We start from the raw sequence: 18,191 nt of genomic DNA on the forward strand, positions 1-18,191 counted from the left end.
ATTGAAAAATTAAAATGGAAATTAAGGTCGATTCAGCGCAGAAAGCATCAGGCGGATTGCCGTATGATCCTTTCCACGTTAAATTGCCAAAAGCGGCGGAAAGGAGAGAGTCTTTCCGCCGCTTTTCAGTTACAAAAGGAGCTTACTTGCCCAGTGTCTCATACTGGGGCTTCACATCCCGCTTCTTGATGCTGTACAGGAAGATGCCAAGGAACAGGGCAGCCACCAGAACACCGATGGGGTAGGCCACAGCGGTGTTGTACACAATGGCACCGTCTGCGGTCTTGGTGTTGAGGAACTGGCCGAGGCACTCATTGCCCAGCAGGAAGTATGTCACGGACACAGCGCTCATGAACGTTGCGGGGACAGCGGTGATCCAGTAGTTCTTCTTATCGTAGAACAGATACATGGAAGCGGCCCACAGCACGATCATGGCAAGGGTCTGGTTCGTCCAACTGAAGTAACGCCAGATAACGGTATAGTCGATGGCACCCAGCGCGTTGCCGATACCGAGGATGGCACCGACGCCCAGCACAGGGATGCAGAGTTTCAGGCGGCCCACCATGGACTTCTGCTCCACATGGAACCAGTCGGCCAGCACCAGACGGGCGGAACGGAAAGCCGTATCGCCGGAGGTGATGGGGCAGGCGATAACGCCCAGCATAGCAAGGGCAATGCCGATGCCGCCCATGGTCTTGGAGCAGACATCGTAGATAGCGGCAGACTGACCGTTGGCAAGGGCAGCGGCAAGGCCGGTGTTCAGGCCGCCAGTGACCTCATACAGCGCGCAGCCGGCAGCGGCCCAAATCAAAGCGATAATGCCCTCGCACACCATGGCACCGTAGAACACGAAGTGGCCCTGCTTCTCACTTTTCATGCAGCGGGCCATCAGAGGGCTCTGGGTGGCGTGGAAACCGGAAATTGCGCCGCAGGCCACGGTGATGAACATAAAGCTCCACACCGGAGTGCCGGAGGGATGCATGGAGCGGAAGTTGTTCCAAATTTCGGGAATGGTGTACTCAGGCTTGACAAAGATGCCGATGGCAACGCCCACAGCCATGATGATCAGGCAGATGCCGAACAGGGGATAGATTTTGCCGATGATCTTATCGATAGACAGGAATGTGGCGATAAAGTAGTACACCAGCACGAGAATCAGCCAGAACAAGGTGGTAGTGACAATGCCGGAGGCGCCGCTGTTTTTGAACAGGGTCACGATAAGGCCGGCGGGGCCGACAGCGAACACGGTGCCCACCATGATAAGCAGCACCACGCTGAACACGCGCATGACGTTCTTCATGAAGCCGCCCAGATAAATGCCGGCGATCTCAGAGATAGAGGCACCGCTGTTGCGCTCACTCATCATGCCGGAGAAGTAATCGTGAACACCGCCGGCGAAGATGGTGCCGAACGTAATCCACAAAAACACGATGGGCCCCCACAGAGCGCCCTGAAGGGCACCAAAGATGGGGCCAAGGCCGGCAATGTTCAGCAGTTGAATCATAAACAGCTTCCACTGGGGAAGAACCACGTAGTCCACGCCGTCATTGATTTTGACAGCAGGGGTCTCGCGGTCATCGGGCCCGAAGGTCCGCTCCACCAGAGAGCCGTAGATGAAGTAGCCGCCGATCAGAATTGCCAGACAGATGAGAAAACTGATCATTGTTGAACTCTCCTTCCATTTTTTAACACGGTTATTGAGCGAAAAATGAGTATAAAAACGTTTACATTCACTTTCGGCCAATATATTACCATATAAAATGAAAAGGTCAATCGTCAATAAAACTAAAAAATTCTTTAGAATTTTGTCAAAAAAGGCAATATAATTCCGAGATATTAATAGAAGCAATGTTGAGAAAAGATGCAGTCAGTAAAATCGGACAAAGAGGACGCGGCAAGCGCACAAAATGCCCTACAGTGTCGGCGAACAGCGGAAATGCAGCAGCGCCTCCAGCACGCCGCCGCCCACGGCCAGCGCCTTATCCGAGGCGGTGGTGCAGTTGGCGGCCTGTCCCCGGGGGTCCACATCGCCGCATTTCATGCCGGGGAATACCTCCAGTCCCGCCTGCAGCAATCCCCGGAGGCAGCCATCGATGGTGCAGACCATGGGAACACCGTTTACGGTGGCGGCGATGTCTCTGGCCCGGACCAACTGTCCAATTTCCATGCAGGGTGTAAAGACACCTGCCGCCGGTGCCCGGAGTACCCGCTGGGCGCTTTTGCCGCCGATCTCGCCGGGAATGCCGGTGTTGGGCAGCGGACTGCCGCTGTACAGCGTTCGCCCCAGCGTGTGGCCCCGCATGGTTTCCACGGCGGCGTGGCAGTCAACGCCGACGGTGAAGCCGGGGCCGATGCCGATGACCACCGGGGCGTCCGTGATAGCAGTGCCTAAATTCCGCTTCGCGAGAATGGCGTCCACCACAGCGGCGGGACGCAGTTGATGAATACACCTGCCCTCCGGGTCTGCCAGAACGGCGATCTGCCCCCGCTCCGCAAGGGACAAAGCATTTTCAGTCCCGTCGGCCCGAACGGCGGTGACATCCTCCACGGTGCAGAGGCCCAGCCGCAGCGCCTCGGAAAAGCAGACGGTCCGGCGGATAGAGGTGGGAGCAGGGAGGTCCGTCATGATGATGGAATAGCCTGACCGGTGGAGCCGCAGCGCGATGCCGGAGGCAATATCCCCCGCGCCGCGGATGATAATAAGCGGCATGACCTAAACTCCCTTCTGCCCAGCGGCGTCCCGGCGGATGGCCCGCACATAAATCAGCTCACCAGCAATGCTGACAGCAATCTCCTCCGGCGTTTCCGCACGGATAGCGGTGCCGATGGGGGTGTGGACAGAGGCAATCGCCTCCTCTGAGATTCCCAGCTCCCGCAGACGTTGGCTGACCACGGCGATTTTGGAGCGGGAGCCGATGACGCCCACATAGGCCAGATCCCGCTGTAAGAGCTGGGCCTCCACCTCTAAATCATGGAGGTGGCCGCTGGTCATCACGGCGGTGTAATCCCCGGCGAAAAGGGGCAGGGAGGCTTCAATATTTCGGAAATCGCCGCAGATAACGGCCTCAGCCGCCGGGAACGCGGCGGCATCTGCATAGTTCGGCCGGTCATCAAAGACCACGGGCCGGAAATTAACGGTCCGCAGCAAGGGAACCAGCGCCCGGGCAATGTGGCCCGCGCCGAAAATCACCACCCGCTCCCCAACAGGCAGGGGGAGGCAGAGGACACCATCAGTCAATACGGCGGGGCGGATGGGGAGATGAGCGCTTGCAAAGGCACCCACCAGCGGCGTACCCTGCTCGTCCAGCAGAGCGGGGGCGGAGCCCTCCGCCCGCAGCACCAGCCAGCCGGGGCGGGCGTGTTCCAGCCGTGCCAGCACCGTTTCCGCCAGCCTTTGCCACAGGGCGTCGCCGCCGGGGATAAATTGGAACAGCACCGTGACCGCGCCGCCGCAGGCCATGCTCAGGCTGTCCGGACTTTGAGTCAGGTCCAGACCGAAGTGCCGCAGAGCGGAGCTGTGCCGGGTCAACAGTTCCATGGCGGTTTCTTCGGAGCAAAGCTCCACCCGGCCACCGCCGATTGTGCCGCAGAGCCGCCCCTGCGGCCCTACCAGCATTTGGCTGCCCACGCCCCGCGGGGCGGAGCCTGTCTGTGCGGCGATGGTCACCAGAACGGTATCCGCCCCCGCCGCAATGCTATAAAGAAGCTGGCGCATGATCGTCTGCATGGTGTTCCCTCCCTGTGCTTTCATTCGATATTCTGAGAAAAGAATAACAAACGATACACGAAAATGCAAGCAGATACGAAAATCCCCGCCGCACAGTGCCTGTACGGCGGGGGTGGCTCAGAGCGTTTTGGCCCAAGCGTCCAGCTTTTCCATAAAATCACGGTTCAGCCGCAGAAATACGGACTGTTCCTCCGGCGTCCAGCCCTCATAAATCTCGTTTTCGGCTTTGATGAGGCGGCACACCGTCCGCTCCGCCAGCGCGGCGCCCTGCTCTGTGAGAAATACCAGTGTATTGCGGCCACTGCCGGGAGCCCGGTAGAGTACACCGGCTTCCTCCATTTTTTTCAGCGCGGAATTGACGGTGGTTTTTGTCATGCCGGTGGATTGACACAGCTCCGTCTGGCGGCAGCCGGCGGCGCTGACGGAGAGCGCGTACAAAATCCAGAGCTCACTGTCGGAAAATCCCATTTTCAAAGCGGCCTCATGGTAGATACTGCCGATCTGCCGGTCAAGCTGGTTGATCTGCTGGAACATATTTTTCATGGTGGTTCCTCCTTATGCGTAGCCGTACTTTTTCCGCTTCCGCACGAGGCAGGTGGCGGAGAGCACCAGCGCTGCGAGCTCCGCTACGATCACAGCGCTCCACACACCGTCCGTGCCGAGGACCAGCGGCAGCAGCAAAACAGCGGATACCTCGAAGATCAGCGTCCGGGCAAAGGAGATGAGGGCGGAGGTAAAGCCGTCATTCAGGGCGGTGAAGAAGGAGGAAGCGTAAATATTGTAGCCGCACAGCAGGAAGGAGAAGGAATAGATGGAAAATGCCCGGACAGTCACGGCCAGCAGCACCGCGTCATAGGACACAAAGATCATGGACAGCGGTCTTGCCAGCAGCAGCGCGGCGGCGGTCAGCACCACGCTCATAAGGGCGATGAGCCGCAGGCTTTTTCGCAGCAGGCCCCGCAGCTCGTCCTGATTTCCGGCACCGTAGTGATAGCCTACAATGGGGGCGCTTCCCATGGAGTAGCCGAGGAAAATGGCCGCGAAGATGAAGTTCACATACATGATGACGCCGTAGACCGCTACACCGTCCGCACCCATCAGGCGCATGAGCTGCCAGTTATAGAGCATGGTGACGATGGACATGGAGATGTTCGTCATAAACTCCGAAGCGCCGTTGGTGCTGGCCTTTATCAAAGAACGCAGGTCGAATTGGGTGCGGCACAGGTGGAGCTTACTTTTATTGGGAAGGGCGAAATACAGCAGGGGGACCACGCCGCCGATCCACTGACTGATAGCGGTGGCCAGCGCGGCGCCGATGACGCCCCACTTGAAAACGGCGATGAACAGTGTGTCCAGTACCATGTTGGCAACACCGGCGGCCACGGTGACGTAAAGCCCCAGATTGGGCCGCTCCGCCGTGACAAGAAAGCTCTGGAACGTGCTTTGCAGCATAAAGGGAATCATTGCGGAGAGAACGATGCGCCCATAGCTGACACAGATGGGAAGCATGGTCTCATCCGCGCCCAGAAAGCGGGACATGGGCGCTAAAAACAAAATGCCGCCGACGGTAAATACCGCACCCAGCCCGATGAGCACGTAGATCAGCAGGGAAAAAATCTCATTGGCCCGTTTGCTGTCGCCGGTTCCCAGCGTATAGGACACCAGTGCGCTGCCGCCGCTGCCCAGCATAAAGCCCACCGCGCCTAAGATCATCAGAAACGGCATGATGAGGTTCACAGCGGCGAAGGAGTCAGAGCCCACATAATTGGAAACGAATACACCGTCCACCACGCCATAAATAGAGGTAAATACCATCATGACCATGGAGGGGAGTGTGAATTTCAGCAGCTTGCTGTAGGTAAAATGCTCGGATAATTGAATGTTCATGCTTGGCTCCTTAAAAATAATGTCCGAAATCGTACCAACGGAGTATAGTACGATTTCGGACATGAGTCAAGTTAAAATTTTGTGCAGCGAGCAGCGGGGACTCAGAGCTTGCCGAACATTTTTTTCAGCTCCTCGATATACAGCTCTGTCAGGGGATGGTGGGCGCCCTTCCGCAGTATATAATAATGTGTCAGAATGTTGTCATCATTTTCCTCCAGCGGAATGGAGGTGAAGTCATAATGCTGTGGGTGCTGCCAGACGGTAGAGCTGATGAAAAAGCTGTTGCTGTTTGCCACAATGTCCTGACTGCCGGCACTGTCATTGATGGAGATCACGCATTTGGGCGGCTCCTCGAAAAGATGGTGGATGGAGGGGGAGGAATCGTCATAAAAGCGGCCGAAGCTCTCAGAGACCTCGGAAACAACATAAGGGTAATCCGCGATGTGGGCGAGGCGCTCCTCCGGGTCGGCGGTATCGTGAATGGGGTGGTCCTCCCGCATGACAAGGCTGATGTGGCTCTCACCCAGCTCGTGATATTCCAGCGCCTTTGCGCTGCACAGCCGCTGCACCCGTTGCTGGTGAGCACGGGTCAGGAACACGATGCCAAGGTCGGAGTGGCCATACTGCACATCGTCCATGACATCGTTGAAGGACTGCTTCTTCAGCCGGACATAAATGCGGTGTCCGTTGTAGCCCTTTTCGATTTCGGGCCACAGGCGGGTGATGGGATAGCTGAGAAAATAGGAGCGCATGGAGGAAACACTGAAATATTCCTGCCGGAAGCGGCTCTTTTTATAAAGGTCCTCCACAAAGTCCATCTTGTCCAGAATCTCCCGGGCGTAGCTGAGAAATTCCCGGCCGGGCTCCGTGACGGAGATACCCTTTTTCGTGCGGTCAAAGATTTTGATGCCGAGCTCGTCCTCCAGAGCCTTGATGCTGTTGCTGATGTTGCTCTGGGACGTATAGAGCCGCTCGGCGGCCTTGTTGATGGAGGTGCTGTTTGCGACCTCCACCGCGAATGTAAGCTGAAGAAATGTCATTTGGAACGCTTTCCCCCTGTCTCAAACTTCCAAAAATGCGCGCGGAAAAACACCTGCCCGGCAAGCCGGGCACCTGTGCGGAAAGCAGCGCCGAGCAGCGTCAAAAAACAACCGTCCGGTGGATTGTGTGCCTGTCAGCGCACCCATATCAAATTGTCATAAGTAGTGACAATTTTCGCATATATCCGCTTTTGACAAAAATGTGGTAAGATACAAATATTATATCGCATACCTTTGACAAAATCAAGCTAAGAGACAGATGCGAAAATCAAACAGGAGGGTAAACGTGATGTTGAAGTTTGCGATCATCGGTGCCGGCGCTGGCGGACAGAGTATGGCCGCCATTTTGACCGACAAGGGCTATACCACCAGACTGTATGATATTGATAAGGAGAAGATTCACCGTCTTCAGGAGCTGGATACCATTAAGGTCACCGGCGTCATCGAGTGCGAGGCCAAGCCTGCTGTCATCACCGACAGCATCGAGGAGGTCATGACGGATGTGGACGTGGTGATGATCGTTTCTACCACGGACGCTCACGGCAGCATTGCTGCGCAGATCAAGCCCTATCTGAAAGATGGCCAGATCGTGATGTTGAACCCCGGCCACTGCGGCGGCGCACTGGAGATTGCCAATGTGCTGCGCGGTGAGAACGGCTGCGGCAAGGAACTGATCATTGCCGAGGCTGGTGACCTGATGTACGGCTGCCGGAGCTATGAGATCGGCAACATCCTGCACACCGGTCTGAAGGTTCATGTCCCCGTGGCAACGCTGCCTGCCGGTGATGTGACGAAGCTGCTGGAGGTACTGGGTCCCATCTTCCCCTGCCTGAATCCTGCCGCCAACGTGCTGGAAACCGGCTTTGAGGGCGCCGGTGCCATGTTGCACCCCATTCCCAGCCTCATGAACATCAATAAGATGGACTTGGGCGAGAGCTACGATTATTACATGGAGGGTATTACCCCCCATATTGCCGATATCATCACCGCCTGCGATAAGGAGCGGGTAGCCGTGTGCCGTGCACTGGGCGTTGACGCGCTGGATCTGATTTCCATGCTGACCAAGACCTACAAGCTGGAGAAGAAGGACAATCTGTATGACCTGATTCAAAGCATCGATTCCTATAGAGCGTTGCGGAACCCCACCACTACCAAGCACCGCTTTATCGTGGAGGATACCATGAGCGGTCTGGTGCCTCTGGCCTCCGTGGGTCACTCTCTCGGCATTGCCACGCCGATGATGGACTCCTTCGTGAACCTCGCCAGCGCCATCTGCGGCCGTGACTTCTGGACGGAGGGCCGCACGGCTGAGAAGCTGGGCCTTTCCGGCAAGACTGCCGCCGAGATCCAGGAAATGGTCCGCTGAGACGGGAGAGGGAGAACGAGTATGAATGTCATGGAAGCGATGCAGGCCCGCAGAAGCGTGCGGAAGTACCTGCCCCGCAAGGTAGAGGCTGAAAAGCTGCAGGCTGTTTTGGAGTCTGTGCGGCTGACACCCTCCCGCCACAATGACCAGAATATCCGCGTTATCGCCGTGCAGGACGAGGCTGTGAAAAAGCAGCTTCGGGAGCAGGGTCAGACCCAGCCCATGGTGGAGGAGGCGGGCGCCGTTCTGGTGTTCTGCGCCACCGGCGCGCTGGACTTTGTGATGCCCTGCGGCCAGTATGGCTACGTGGTGGATATGTCTCTGGCCACCGGCTTTGCGCTGCTGGAAGCAGCGGAGCAGGGACTGGATACCTGCATTGTCTGCGCATTTGAGGAGGACGCGGTGAAGCGCGTTCTGGGTATCCCCGAGGAAATGCGGGTGGTGTCCATGATTGCGATGGGCTACGGCGATGATGACAGCTCCCGCAAGCAGAAAAAGGCGCTGGAGGAGATCGTCAGCTACGATCATTTTTAAGGAAAGATCCCGGCGCATACCCTTCGGTATTATTCGGCAGAGCTGAATTTTACAAGATATCAAGATATTAAGAAAGAAAGAGGGCAAGACAAGATAAGAAAGAAGTTGCTTTGAATCCTTGCTGCTGCCATGTGCGTCTGCATGGTGGCCACCGCCTGCGGCGGCAGCAACAGCAGCACCAACGGCGGAGATTCCTCCAACGGGGATGACGCATCTGCTGTCAAGGACAATCTGGTGATCGCGGTCCAGACCGACATGGCGGATAAGGACCCCATCAACGGCAGCACCACCAATGACACCATCAAGATCAAGGCTCAGGTTTATGAGACGCTGATTGAGCGCACCGTTCCCAATCAGGAGTATAAGCCTCTGCTGGCCGAGAAGTGGGAGTTCAACGATGACGGTACCGAGCTGACCATCACCCTGCGTGACGGCGTGAAGTTCCACAACGGTGAGACCCTGACCGCCGAGGACTGCCTGTTCTCCCTGCAGTGCCTGCGGGAGAGCGCCAACAAGTCCGTTACCGACCACATGGATCTGGACAAGAGCTATGTGGTGGATGACAAGACCTTCGTGATCGTGATGGATCAGGCCTACCACGGCTCTGGATGTGACCATTCAGGCGCAGGTGCTGGAGCTGATGCGGAACCTGAAGAAGGAGTATAACACCTCTCTGGTTCTCATCATTCACGATCTGGGCGTTGTAGCAAAGATCTGCGACAAGGTGGCTGTGGTGTACGCGGGTGAGATCATTGAGTCCGGCACCCTGAAGGACATCTATACGGATAAGCGCCATCCCTATACCATCGGCCTGTTCGACTCTCTGCCGGATATTGAGAACGATGCCGCGACATTGAAGGTCATTCAGGGCTCCGTGCCCGATCCCTCCAATCTGCCGGAGGGCTGCAAGTTCAATCCCAGATGCCCCTATGCGACCGAGGCGTGCAGAAGCGGCGACATCAAGCCGGTCAAGATTTCCGACACCCACATGGTTCGCTGCAACCGCTTCAGTGATACGGAGGTTTGACAATGGCTGAAATTCTAAGAGTTGAAGACCTGAAAAAATATTTTGCCACGAAGAAGGGCACCCTTCACGCGGTGGATGGCGTGACCTTCACTGTGGACGCCGGTAAAACGCTGGGTATCGTGGGCGAGTCCGGCTGCGGCAAGTCCACGCTGGGCCGTGTGATTTTGCATCTGCACGAGCGGACAGAGGGCCGTATCGTGTTTCAGGGCGAGGATATTTCCGATGTCAGCAATGCAAAGCTGAAGGAACTGCGTAAGGATATGCAGATCATCTTTCAGGACCCCTACGCATCCCTGAATCCCCGTATGTCCATCGGCGACATCATCGCCGAGCCCCTGAAAATCTATAAGCTCTGCAATTCAAAGGCGGAGCGGGAGAAAAAGGTTCATGAGATCATGGATGTTGTGGGCCTTGCGGAGCGGACGTACTCCCTGTACCCCCACGAGCTGGACGGCGGCCGCCGTCAGCGTGTCGGCATTGCCCGGGCGCTGATTCTGGACCCGAAGCTGGTGGTGTGCGATGAGCCGGTCTCCGCACTGGATGTTTCCATTCAGGCTCAGATACTGAACCTGATGATGGAGCTTCAGAAGGAGCGGAACCTTACCTATCTGTTTATCACCCATAACCTGTCCGTTGTGAAGCACATTTCCGATGACATCACGGTTATGTATTTGGGCCAGATGGTGGAGAAGGCTGGCTCCAGCGAGATTTTCGCCCATCAGTATCACCCCTATACCAAGGCGCTGATCTCCGCTATCCCGCTGCCTAAGTATAACGCGCCGGACAACCAGATCATTTTGAAGGGTGAGATCACCTCTCCCATCAACGTGACCAAGTCCTGCCGCTTCGCGCCCCGCTGCATCTACGCCAAGCCGGAATGCTTCAATCAGGAACCGGCACTGGAGGAGGTAGAGCCGGGCCATTTCGTCAAGTGCCATTTCGTGCGGGAGATCAACGGTCTGTAAGGACCGTTCCCGCATCGGAATGAAGAAAAGCTGAAAAGGAGAGAGATTATGTTCGATTTCGATTCCTTTGAAGGTCGCCTGCCGTGGCATCAGAGCAAATGGGACCCTGCTGCGCTGGAAAGCCAGTTCGGAAGAAGCGATGTGCTGCCGGCATGGATCGCAGATATGGACTTCAAAACGGTCCCCGCCGTGCAGGAGGCGGTCATTGAGGCCGCGAAAAACGGGATGTACGGCTATACCCGCGTCGGCGAAGATGTGATCGAAGCATACCTTGCATGGCAGCGCCGCCGGAACCACTGGGAGGCCAAGTCCGACTGGTTCCGTTATACTCCGGGCGTTGTTACCGCCATCAACCTGTTAATTCAGGCCGAGACCGAGGAGGGGGACGGTGTGCTCATTCAGGAGCCGGTCTATTACCCCTTCGGAAATTCCATCCGCACACAGAAGCGGCAGGTCATCAGCAGTCCGCTGGTCCTGCGGGATGGGCGGTATGAGATCGACTTTGCGGATTTCGAGCGCAAGGCCGCCGACCCCATGTGCCGGGCCTTTGTCCTCAGCAATCCTCATAACCCCGTGGGCCGCGTCTACACGCGGGAGGAGCTGCAGCGGATGGGCGACATCTGTCTGAAGCACAATGTTTTCGTCATTGCTGATGAAATTCACAGCGATCTGATCTTCCCCGGCCATCACCACACGGTGTTTGCCTCTCTGGGCGAGGCGTATGCCAAAAACTGCGCCGTGTGCCATGCCCCCTCCAAGACGTTCAATCTTGCGGGACTGTCCTTTTCCTGCATTATGATTCCGGACGAGACGCACCGCCAGCGGTTTGATGCCATGTTCAACCGCTATTGCCGGGCCAATCCCACGTTCTTTGCCCCCGTGGCTGCCAAGGCCGCGTGGGAGCACGGCGAGGAATGGCTGAAGGAATGTCTTGCCTATATTCAGGGAAATGAGGCGTTTGTCCGTTCCTTTGCGGAAAAGACATGGGGCGGCAAGGTCTGGATCGCACCGCTGGAGGGCACCTACCTTTTGTGGATGGACCTCCATGCTTTAGAGCCGGACGCCGAAAAGCTGGACCGGCGGATGATCGAGGAAGCCGGTGTGGCGCTGGATGGCGGCACGATGTTCGGACAGGAAGGTGCAGGCTTCCAACGTATCAATCTGGCGGCGCCCCGCTCTATCATCCGAGAACTGATGGAGCGTATGGCCAAGGCCTTTGCCTGAGCGTAAATTTATTTTGAGAAATTGTGAGAAAAGTTAAGGAGAATTAGGAATGAGTATCCTGAAAAAATCCATGCTGATCGAGCCCCATGACAATGTGGCGGTAGCAGTGGAGCCCATTGAGGCCGGTGAGGCCACCATGGTAGGCGGCGAGGAGATCGTTGCCAACCAGTTCATCAAGGAGGGCCATAAGATCGCCCGCACGGACATTGCCAAGGGCGATGAGATCATCAAGTACGGTGTGCATATCGGCGTTGCCACGCAGGACATCAAAAAGGGCGACTGGGTCCACGAGAACAACGTGTATGATGACTTCGAGGAGATCAACCAGAAGCAGCGGGCCTATTACCGTTCCATGGCACCCGATGCGCTGGATTATACCGATCCGCGCATTTATACCAAGGAGGAGCTTCATCTCCCCGAGACCATTATGGGCTACAAGCGTGCCGATGGTTCCTTCGGCATCCGCAATCAGGTGCTGGTGATTTCTCTGGTGCAGTGCTCCAATAACGCCGCACAGCGCATCAGCAATGCCTGCAATGCGCCCGCCACTTTTGTGGACGCCGCCTGCGGCGAGTTCCCTGACCGTTTTGCCCGTACCCTGAAGGGCTTCATCACTGCCGGTACCCATCCCAACACCTTCGGCGTGGTGCTGCTGTCTCTGGGCTGCCAGCAGACGAACCCCGAGGAGGTGGCTGAGGCCATCCGTAAGACCGGCCGCCCCGTGGTAAACATCAGCATCCAGTCCGACGGCGGCGTGACGAAGGCCATTGCCGACGGTATCAAGGCTGTCAACGAGCTGAAGGAGCAGGCTGCGGCTCAGAAGCGGGAGCCCTGTCCTACCAGCGGCCTCATCATCAGCGGCTACAACGGCGGCTCCGACTGGACCAGCGGTCTGTCCGCCAACCCCGCCGTGGGCGAGGCCATTGACATGCATCTGGCCATCGGCGGTAAGGCTGTGCAGATCTGCGGCCGCGGCGGCTATCCCACCAATGCCGGCTCTTACGAGATCGGTATGCGCCTGATGGAGATCGGCGATTTCTTCAATGAGGACTGCACCCGCAGAGGCGGCAAGGGTCTCTCTCAGGTGAATCCCACCCCCGGCAACAAGGCCGGCGGCCTCACCACCATGACCGAGAAGAACCTCGGCAGCTTCAAGACCCAGGGCCACGGCCGTATTCTCGGCATTTTGGACTGCGGCGATCCCGTTCCCGGTCCCGGCAACTGGGGCATCAATCAGGCACAGGGCGCCAATGACGCCTATGCGTCTACCACGCTGGCCATGAGCGGCTGCCACATCTGCCTGTTCACCACGGGCCGCGGCAACCCCATCGGCAACGCCTGCATGACCACCATCAAGATCACCGGCAACCCCACCACCGCTACGATGCTGGAGGATATGATCGACTACTCCGCAAAGCCCATGCTTTACGGTGAAAAGACCCTGCAGGAGAGCGGCCGCGAACTGTATGACCTGATTCTCCGCGTGGCCAATGGCGAGGAGACCAAGGCAGAAAAGCTGGGCGACTACAGCTGGACAACGCCTCACGGCACCAGCTACAATGGCGACTATTGATGTTCAGATGATACGGCGAAAGGATAGGCGGGTCAAACCGCCTATCCTTTGCGCGCAGAAGCGATATGGCGGAAAAGGCCGCGGGAGGCTAATTCCGCCGGAAAAAACGGAGGTTTCAATATGAGCGGAAGCAAAACAAGAGCGGTCACGCTGATGCTGCTGTCAGCGCTGTCCTTTTCCATTATGCAGGTATTTGTCAAAATGAGCTCCAAGGAGGTAGGGACCTTTGAGCAGGTCTTTTTCCGCAATTTGGTCAGTATGATCATCGCGGGCATCACGGTCTATAGAGAAAAGCTGGATTTGATTCCCGAAATCAAAAAGGGTGGTCTGACCCTGTGGGGACGGTCCTTTTTCGGCTTCCTCGGCATTGTGCTGTTCTTTTACGCCACCGGCCATGCACGGCAGGCGGATGTTGCCATGCTGAACCGGGCGTCGCCGGTGTTTGTGACCCTGTTTGCCGGGCCGATTTTAAAGGAGAAGATCTCAAAGGTGCAGGTCTGCGCCATCGGCCTTTGCCTTGTGGGTGCGTATATTTCCATGCAGCCCTCCTTTGATTCCAATCCTCTGCCGCTGTTTTCCGCGTTGGGTGCAGCCATGGTGGCGGGCCTTGCCTACACGCTGTTGTCCTACACAAAGCGCTTTACCAGCGCGCCGGTCATCATTTTCCACTTTTCCCTGTTCAGCACGGTCTGCGCGGGACTTTTGATGATTCCCGGCTTTGTGGTGCCCTCTCTTAAGGTAATGGGGATGCTGCTGATGGTAGGCCTGTTTGCGGCGGGCGGCCAGTATTTGCTGACATATGCTTATCAGCAGGCACCGGCCTCCGAGGTCAGTATCTATCAGTATTCCGGTGTTGTGTTCACAGCGCTGCTGAGCTATCTGATTTTCGGAGAGACTCTGACGCTGACCTCTATTGTGGGCGCTATCGTGATCTTGGCGGCTATTTTCTGGGTGTTTGAGTACAGCAAGCATAAGGCTAAGGAGGCCTGAACCCTTCGCATTGACCGTCTGCGGCTATTTAGAACGATGATAATAAAAGGGAAGTCCGGCAAAAAGCATCCGCCGGACTTCCTTTTTTCAAAATTCTGTCGATAAGTGTTATTTTGCTTGACGGGGACTGACAAAGCCCACGGTATACTATCATAAGGCCGTCAAGATTACAAAATAGTGGGCAATCGATGGGTAATAGAGCACTCTTTTCCAATTTCAGATGACTTTCGTGTAATAAAAAGAAAACCTGTAACCATTGTGGTTACAGGTTTTCTTGGTGGAGAATAGCGGGATCGAACCGCTGACCTCTTGACTGCCAGTCAAGCGCTCTCCCAGCTGAGCTAATCCCCCAAGCCAGTTCGCTTTGAACTTGTTTCGTTCGCTCGGAACATTTGTTAGTATATCAGGCGAGACCATGATTGTCAACATATTTTTTCAAAAAAATCAAACTTTTTTAAAGACAGGGAAAAAGTGTTGAAAATACGGGAAAAGTTTGGAGGGTTCGGCTGTGGCGGAAGGGGCATCGTAATACAGTGATATTTTCAAAAGAATAACGCCTGCCAAAAACCGCCATTGCGGAAAGCGCCGCATTACGGTATAATATTTTATAAAGAAAGAGGTTGACCTTTTGAAAAGGAGGCCCCGCTATGGCCACAGTCTTTACAGTGAACGGAAAACAGGTGACAGCGGAAAGGGAGCAAAGGCTGCTGCGGTTTCTGCGGGACGAACTGCGGCTGACGTCTGTGAAGGACGGGTGCAGCGAGGGCGCCTGCGGAACCTGCACGGTGCTCATTGACGGAAAGCCCACAAAGGCCTGTGTGCCGATGACCGGTAAGCTGGCGGGCAAAAGCGTTGTGACGGTGGAGGGCCTTTCGGACTGGGAAAAGCAGGTCTACACCTATGCTTTCGGCGCGGCGGGGGCTGTTCAGTGCGGCTTCTGCATTCCGGGTATGGTGATCTCTGCCAAGGCACTGCTGGGCGAAAACCCGGACCCCAGCCGGGAGGAGGCAGCCTACGCGATTCGGAACAACATCTGCCGCTGCACCGGCTATGTAAAGATCATTGACGGAATTTTGCTGGCGGCCAAATGCTTCCGGGAGGGAAAGCTCCCGGAGGCGGAGCAGGACTGGCGGCCCGGCAGCCGGGTCTGTCGGGTGGATGCAGCGGAGAAGGTCATCGGCACCGGACAGTACCCGGACGATATCTATATGGACGGAATGCTGTACGGCTCCGCTGTCCGCAGCCGGTATCCGAGAGCACGGGTGCTGGCTATCCATACGGAGGCGGCTAAGGCGCTGACCGGTGTGGCCTGCGTGCTGACGGCGGCGGATATTCCCGGCAGCAACAAGGTGGGCCATCTGAAAAAGGACTGGGACACCATGATCGCCGTGGGGGATATCACCCACTATTTAGGGGACGCCATCTGCCTTGTGGCGGCGGAAACACCGGAACTTTTGGAGCAGGCCAAGGCGCTGGTAGAGGTGGAATACGAGGAGCTGCCGGCGGTGCACTCCCCAAGAGAGGCCATTTTGCCGGATGCGCCGCTGGTGCACCGGGACGGGAATTTGCTGGCCCATAAGCATATCCAGCGGGGCAACCCCGCGGAGGCCATTGCCAAGGCAAAATATATGCTGACGGAGCGCTTTTCAACGCCGTGGACAGAGCACGCCTTTTTGGAGCCGGAATGTGCCGTGGCGTACCCGGAGGGGAAGGGCGTCACCGTCCTTTCCACGGATCAGGGTGCCTATGATACCCAGCACGAGATCATGGGAATGCTGGGCCTTCCGGCGGAACAGGTGCGGGTGCGGAACTGTCTGGTGGGCGGCGGCTTCGGCGGCAAGGAGGATGTAACGGTCCAGCACCATGCGGCCCTCATTGCCTATCTGACGAAGCGCCCGGTTAAAGTGAAGCTCACCCGGGCGGAAAGCCTGCTCATTCACCCCAAGCGGCACCCGATGGAAATGGAATTTTCTCTGGGCTGCGATGAAAACGGCATCATTCAGGGCGTGGCGGCGGAGTGCATCGCCGACACCGGGGCTTACGCCTCGCTGGGCGGGCCGGTGCTGGAGCGGGCCTGCACCCACGGCGCGGGACCGTATCACTACGAGGCTTACGAGATCGACGGATGGGCCTATTACACCAATAACCCGCCTGCCGGAGCATTCCGGGGCTTCGGCGTGACACAGACCTGCTTTTGCATTGAAAGTCTGCTCAACCGCATGGCGGATATGGTGGGAATCTCTCCATGGGAAATTCGCTGGCGCAATGCCATCCGACCCGGCGAGGTGCTGCCAAACGGTCAGATCGTAGACGCTTCCACGGGCCTTGCGGAAACGCTGGAGGCCATCAAGCCCTATTATGATGAGGCGGTGAAAAACGGCGACCCTGTGGGACTGGCCTGCGCCATGAAAAATGCCGGTGTGGGCGTGGGAATCCCGGACACCGGCCGGGTGCGCCTGACGGTTCAGGGAGGTAAGGTGCATATTTTTGCCGGTGCCTCCTGCATCGGGCAGGGCCTTGGCACGGTGCTGACGCAAATCGTCTGCGGCGAGACCGGCCTATCCCCGGAGAATGTGGTCTATGAGCGGTCAAATACATGGATGGCGCCGGATTCCGGCACTACCTCCGGCTCCCGGCAGACGCTGTTTACCGGTGAGGCGTGCTACCGGGCCTGCAAGGGCTTAAAGGATGCGCTGGCGGACGCCGCGCTTTCGGCACTGGAGGGGAAGGAATTTTACGGCGAATATCTGGGAAAGACCGACCCGCTGGGGGCGAAGGTCCCCAACCCGGTCAGCCATATTGCCTATGGCTATGCGACCCAGCTCTGCGTGCTGGATAAGGACACGGGCCGCATCAAGCATATCGTGGCGGCCCACGATGTGGGCAAGGCCGTGAACCCCACCTCTGTGGAGGGGCAGATCGAGGGCGGCGTGGTCATGAGCATGGGCTATGCCCTGACGGAGCGCTATCCTATTGACGAAAACTGCCGCCCCACGGCAAAATTCGGAACATTGGGCCTATTCCGGGCCAACCAAATTCCTGAGATCATCCCAATTATCGTGGAAAAGCCGGGACTGAATGTGGGCGGCGGCGCTATCGGCATCGGCGAGATCACCTCGATTCCCACAGCACCGGCCATTGCGGACGCCTATTACCGCTACGATGGGGAATTTCGGACATCGCTGCCGCTGAAGAATACGCCCTACGCAAAAAAATGACAGCGGCGGCGCCGCTGTCAAAGCAGGAGTGTGATTTCCATTATTTTCGCCGCCGTGCCAGTTCCAAAGCGGCGGGGGTGTCCACATCCGTTAATTCCCATGCGTCCGTTTCCAGCAGAATGAGATCGTCCTCGTGCTGCCGAATTACGGCGCTGCCGCCGGTATCCCCGGTCAGAGCAAACAGCTCCGGGTAAAGCCGAGCGGGGAACAGGCAGGGATTGCCTCGGACGCCGCTGTGGGCCATGGCGGCGATCTTGCTTGGCTTCTGCGCCCACAGCGCGGTGAGGGCTTCAGCACTCTCCCGCTTCAGCCATGGTTGGTCGGCCACTGAGAAAAGAACGCCGTCGCAGTCCAGCAACGGCGTAAGCCCCAGACGGATGCTGCGGCTGAGTCCCAGCTCCGGCGCATCGTTGTAAATAGCGGCAAAGCCGTATTCTCCGGCTAATGCCAGAATTTCGGGATATTGGCTCACAACCACCGTGACAAGGCCGCCGGGAACGGCGTCCATAGCCCGGCGGATAAGGGATATTCCGTCGAGCTGGGCGGTCAGCTTATTGCTGCCGAAGCGGCGGGCATTGCCGGCCGCCAGCAGAACGCAACCGATCTTCAAATCCATCACCTCGATGTTTCTTTTTATAGT

At 57.2% G+C, this 18,191-nt stretch carries 16 protein-coding genes and 1 tRNA gene; 9 read left to right on the top strand and 8 right to left on the bottom strand.

All coding sequences use genetic code 11. The features are described from left to right. Positions 1 to 142: 142 nt before the first annotated feature. From PY311_RS06885 to PY311_RS06910, 6 genes are all read right to left on the bottom strand, one after another. Positions 143 to 1,663, bottom strand: a complete 1,521-nt coding sequence (locus PY311_RS06885) for a carbon starvation CstA family protein (RefSeq protein ID WP_286147920.1) — start codon at positions 1,661 to 1,663, stop codon at positions 143 to 145. Between the two features lie 249 nt (positions 1,664 to 1,912). Next, positions 1,913 to 2,710 (bottom strand): selenium-dependent molybdenum cofactor biosynthesis protein YqeB, encoded by a 798-nt coding sequence (gene yqeB, locus PY311_RS06890; protein WP_286147921.1) that lies wholly within the window; start codon positions 2,708 to 2,710, stop codon positions 1,913 to 1,915. Positions 2,711 to 2,713: 3 nt separating this feature from the next. Then, positions 2,714 to 3,727 (bottom strand): XdhC family protein, encoded by a 1,014-nt coding sequence (locus tag PY311_RS06895; protein ID WP_286147922.1) that lies wholly within the window; start codon positions 3,725 to 3,727, stop codon positions 2,714 to 2,716. A 117-nt stretch (positions 3,728 to 3,844) separates the two neighbouring features. After that, complete coding sequence (locus PY311_RS06900; RefSeq protein WP_286147924.1) at positions 3,845 to 4,270, bottom strand: MarR family winged helix-turn-helix transcriptional regulator; 426 nt, start codon at positions 4,268 to 4,270, stop codon at positions 3,845 to 3,847. A 12-nt stretch (positions 4,271 to 4,282) separates the two neighbouring features. Further along, the gene (locus tag PY311_RS06905; RefSeq protein WP_286147925.1) at positions 4,283 to 5,614 is read right to left on the bottom strand and encodes an MATE family efflux transporter; all 1,332 of its coding nucleotides are present in this window, start codon (positions 5,612 to 5,614) and stop codon (positions 4,283 to 4,285) included. 101 nt (positions 5,615 to 5,715) lie between these two features. Continuing rightward, positions 5,716 to 6,654 carry a LysR family transcriptional regulator gene (locus tag PY311_RS06910; RefSeq protein ID WP_286147926.1) on the bottom strand — a complete coding sequence of 313 codons (939 nt, stop codon included), beginning with the start codon at positions 6,652 to 6,654 and terminating at the stop codon, positions 5,716 to 5,718. A 289-nt stretch (positions 6,655 to 6,943) separates the two neighbouring features. Here PY311_RS06910 and PY311_RS06915 point away from each other — a divergent pair, with 289 nt between their 5' ends. The 8 genes from PY311_RS06915 (at position 6,944) to PY311_RS06950 (ending at position 14,333) form a co-directional block, all read left to right on the top strand. Then, the gene (locus PY311_RS06915) at positions 6,944 to 8,020 is read left to right on the top strand and encodes an NAD/NADP-dependent octopine/nopaline dehydrogenase family protein (protein WP_286147927.1); all 1,077 of its coding nucleotides are present in this window, start codon (positions 6,944 to 6,946) and stop codon (positions 8,018 to 8,020) included. Positions 8,021 to 8,041: 21 nt separating this feature from the next. Next, positions 8,042 to 8,554, top strand: coding sequence for a nitroreductase family protein (locus PY311_RS06920; RefSeq protein WP_286147928.1), 513 nt, complete (start codon positions 8,042 to 8,044; stop codon positions 8,552 to 8,554). A 141-nt stretch (positions 8,555 to 8,695) separates the two neighbouring features. Continuing rightward, complete coding sequence (locus PY311_RS06925) at positions 8,696 to 9,220, top strand: ABC transporter substrate-binding protein (RefSeq protein WP_286147929.1); 525 nt, start codon at positions 8,696 to 8,698, stop codon at positions 9,218 to 9,220. Next, positions 9,195 to 9,581, top strand: coding sequence for an oligopeptide/dipeptide ABC transporter ATP-binding protein (locus PY311_RS06930; protein ID WP_286147930.1), 387 nt, complete (start codon positions 9,195 to 9,197; stop codon positions 9,579 to 9,581). The genes PY311_RS06925 and PY311_RS06930 overlap by 26 nt, the downstream gene beginning before the upstream one ends. Before the next feature lie 2 nt (positions 9,582 to 9,583). Beyond that, positions 9,584 to 10,546: an ABC transporter ATP-binding protein gene (locus PY311_RS06935; RefSeq protein ID WP_286147931.1), complete on the top strand. Its 963-nt coding sequence runs from the start codon at positions 9,584 to 9,586 to the stop codon at positions 10,544 to 10,546. 48 nt (positions 10,547 to 10,594) lie between these two features. Then, positions 10,595 to 11,770, top strand: coding sequence for a MalY/PatB family protein (locus PY311_RS06940; RefSeq protein WP_286147932.1), 1,176 nt, complete (start codon positions 10,595 to 10,597; stop codon positions 11,768 to 11,770). 49 nt (positions 11,771 to 11,819) lie between these two features. Then, positions 11,820 to 13,343: a UxaA family hydrolase gene (locus tag PY311_RS06945; RefSeq protein ID WP_286147933.1), complete on the top strand. Its 1,524-nt coding sequence runs from the start codon at positions 11,820 to 11,822 to the stop codon at positions 13,341 to 13,343. 120 nt (positions 13,344 to 13,463) lie between these two features. Further along, positions 13,464 to 14,333 carry a DMT family transporter gene (locus PY311_RS06950; protein WP_286147934.1) on the top strand — a complete coding sequence of 290 codons (870 nt, stop codon included), beginning with the start codon at positions 13,464 to 13,466 and terminating at the stop codon, positions 14,331 to 14,333. A gap of 275 nt (positions 14,334 to 14,608) precedes the next feature. Here the strand turns inward: PY311_RS06950 and PY311_RS06955 are convergent. Beyond that, positions 14,609 to 14,684, bottom strand: a tRNA-Ala gene (locus tag PY311_RS06955). Between the two features lie 296 nt (positions 14,685 to 14,980). Between PY311_RS06955 and xdh the strand changes: the two genes are divergently transcribed. After that, the gene (xdh, locus tag PY311_RS06960; RefSeq protein WP_286147935.1) at positions 14,981 to 17,551 is read left to right on the top strand and encodes a selenium-dependent xanthine dehydrogenase; all 2,571 of its coding nucleotides are present in this window, start codon (positions 14,981 to 14,983) and stop codon (positions 17,549 to 17,551) included. Positions 17,552 to 17,591: 40 nt separating this feature from the next. On the opposite strand, the gene PY311_RS06965 is transcribed toward xdh, so the two are convergent. Continuing rightward, positions 17,592 to 18,167, bottom strand: a complete 576-nt coding sequence (locus PY311_RS06965) for a nucleotidyltransferase family protein (protein WP_286148001.1) — start codon at positions 18,165 to 18,167, stop codon at positions 17,592 to 17,594. Between the last annotated feature and the right edge of the window lie 24 nt (positions 18,168 to 18,191).

This window comes from Neopoerus faecalis (genome assembly GCF_029218125.1).
GTDB classification, from domain to species: Bacteria; Bacillota; Clostridia; order Oscillospirales; family Oscillospiraceae; genus Oscillibacter; species Oscillibacter faecalis_A.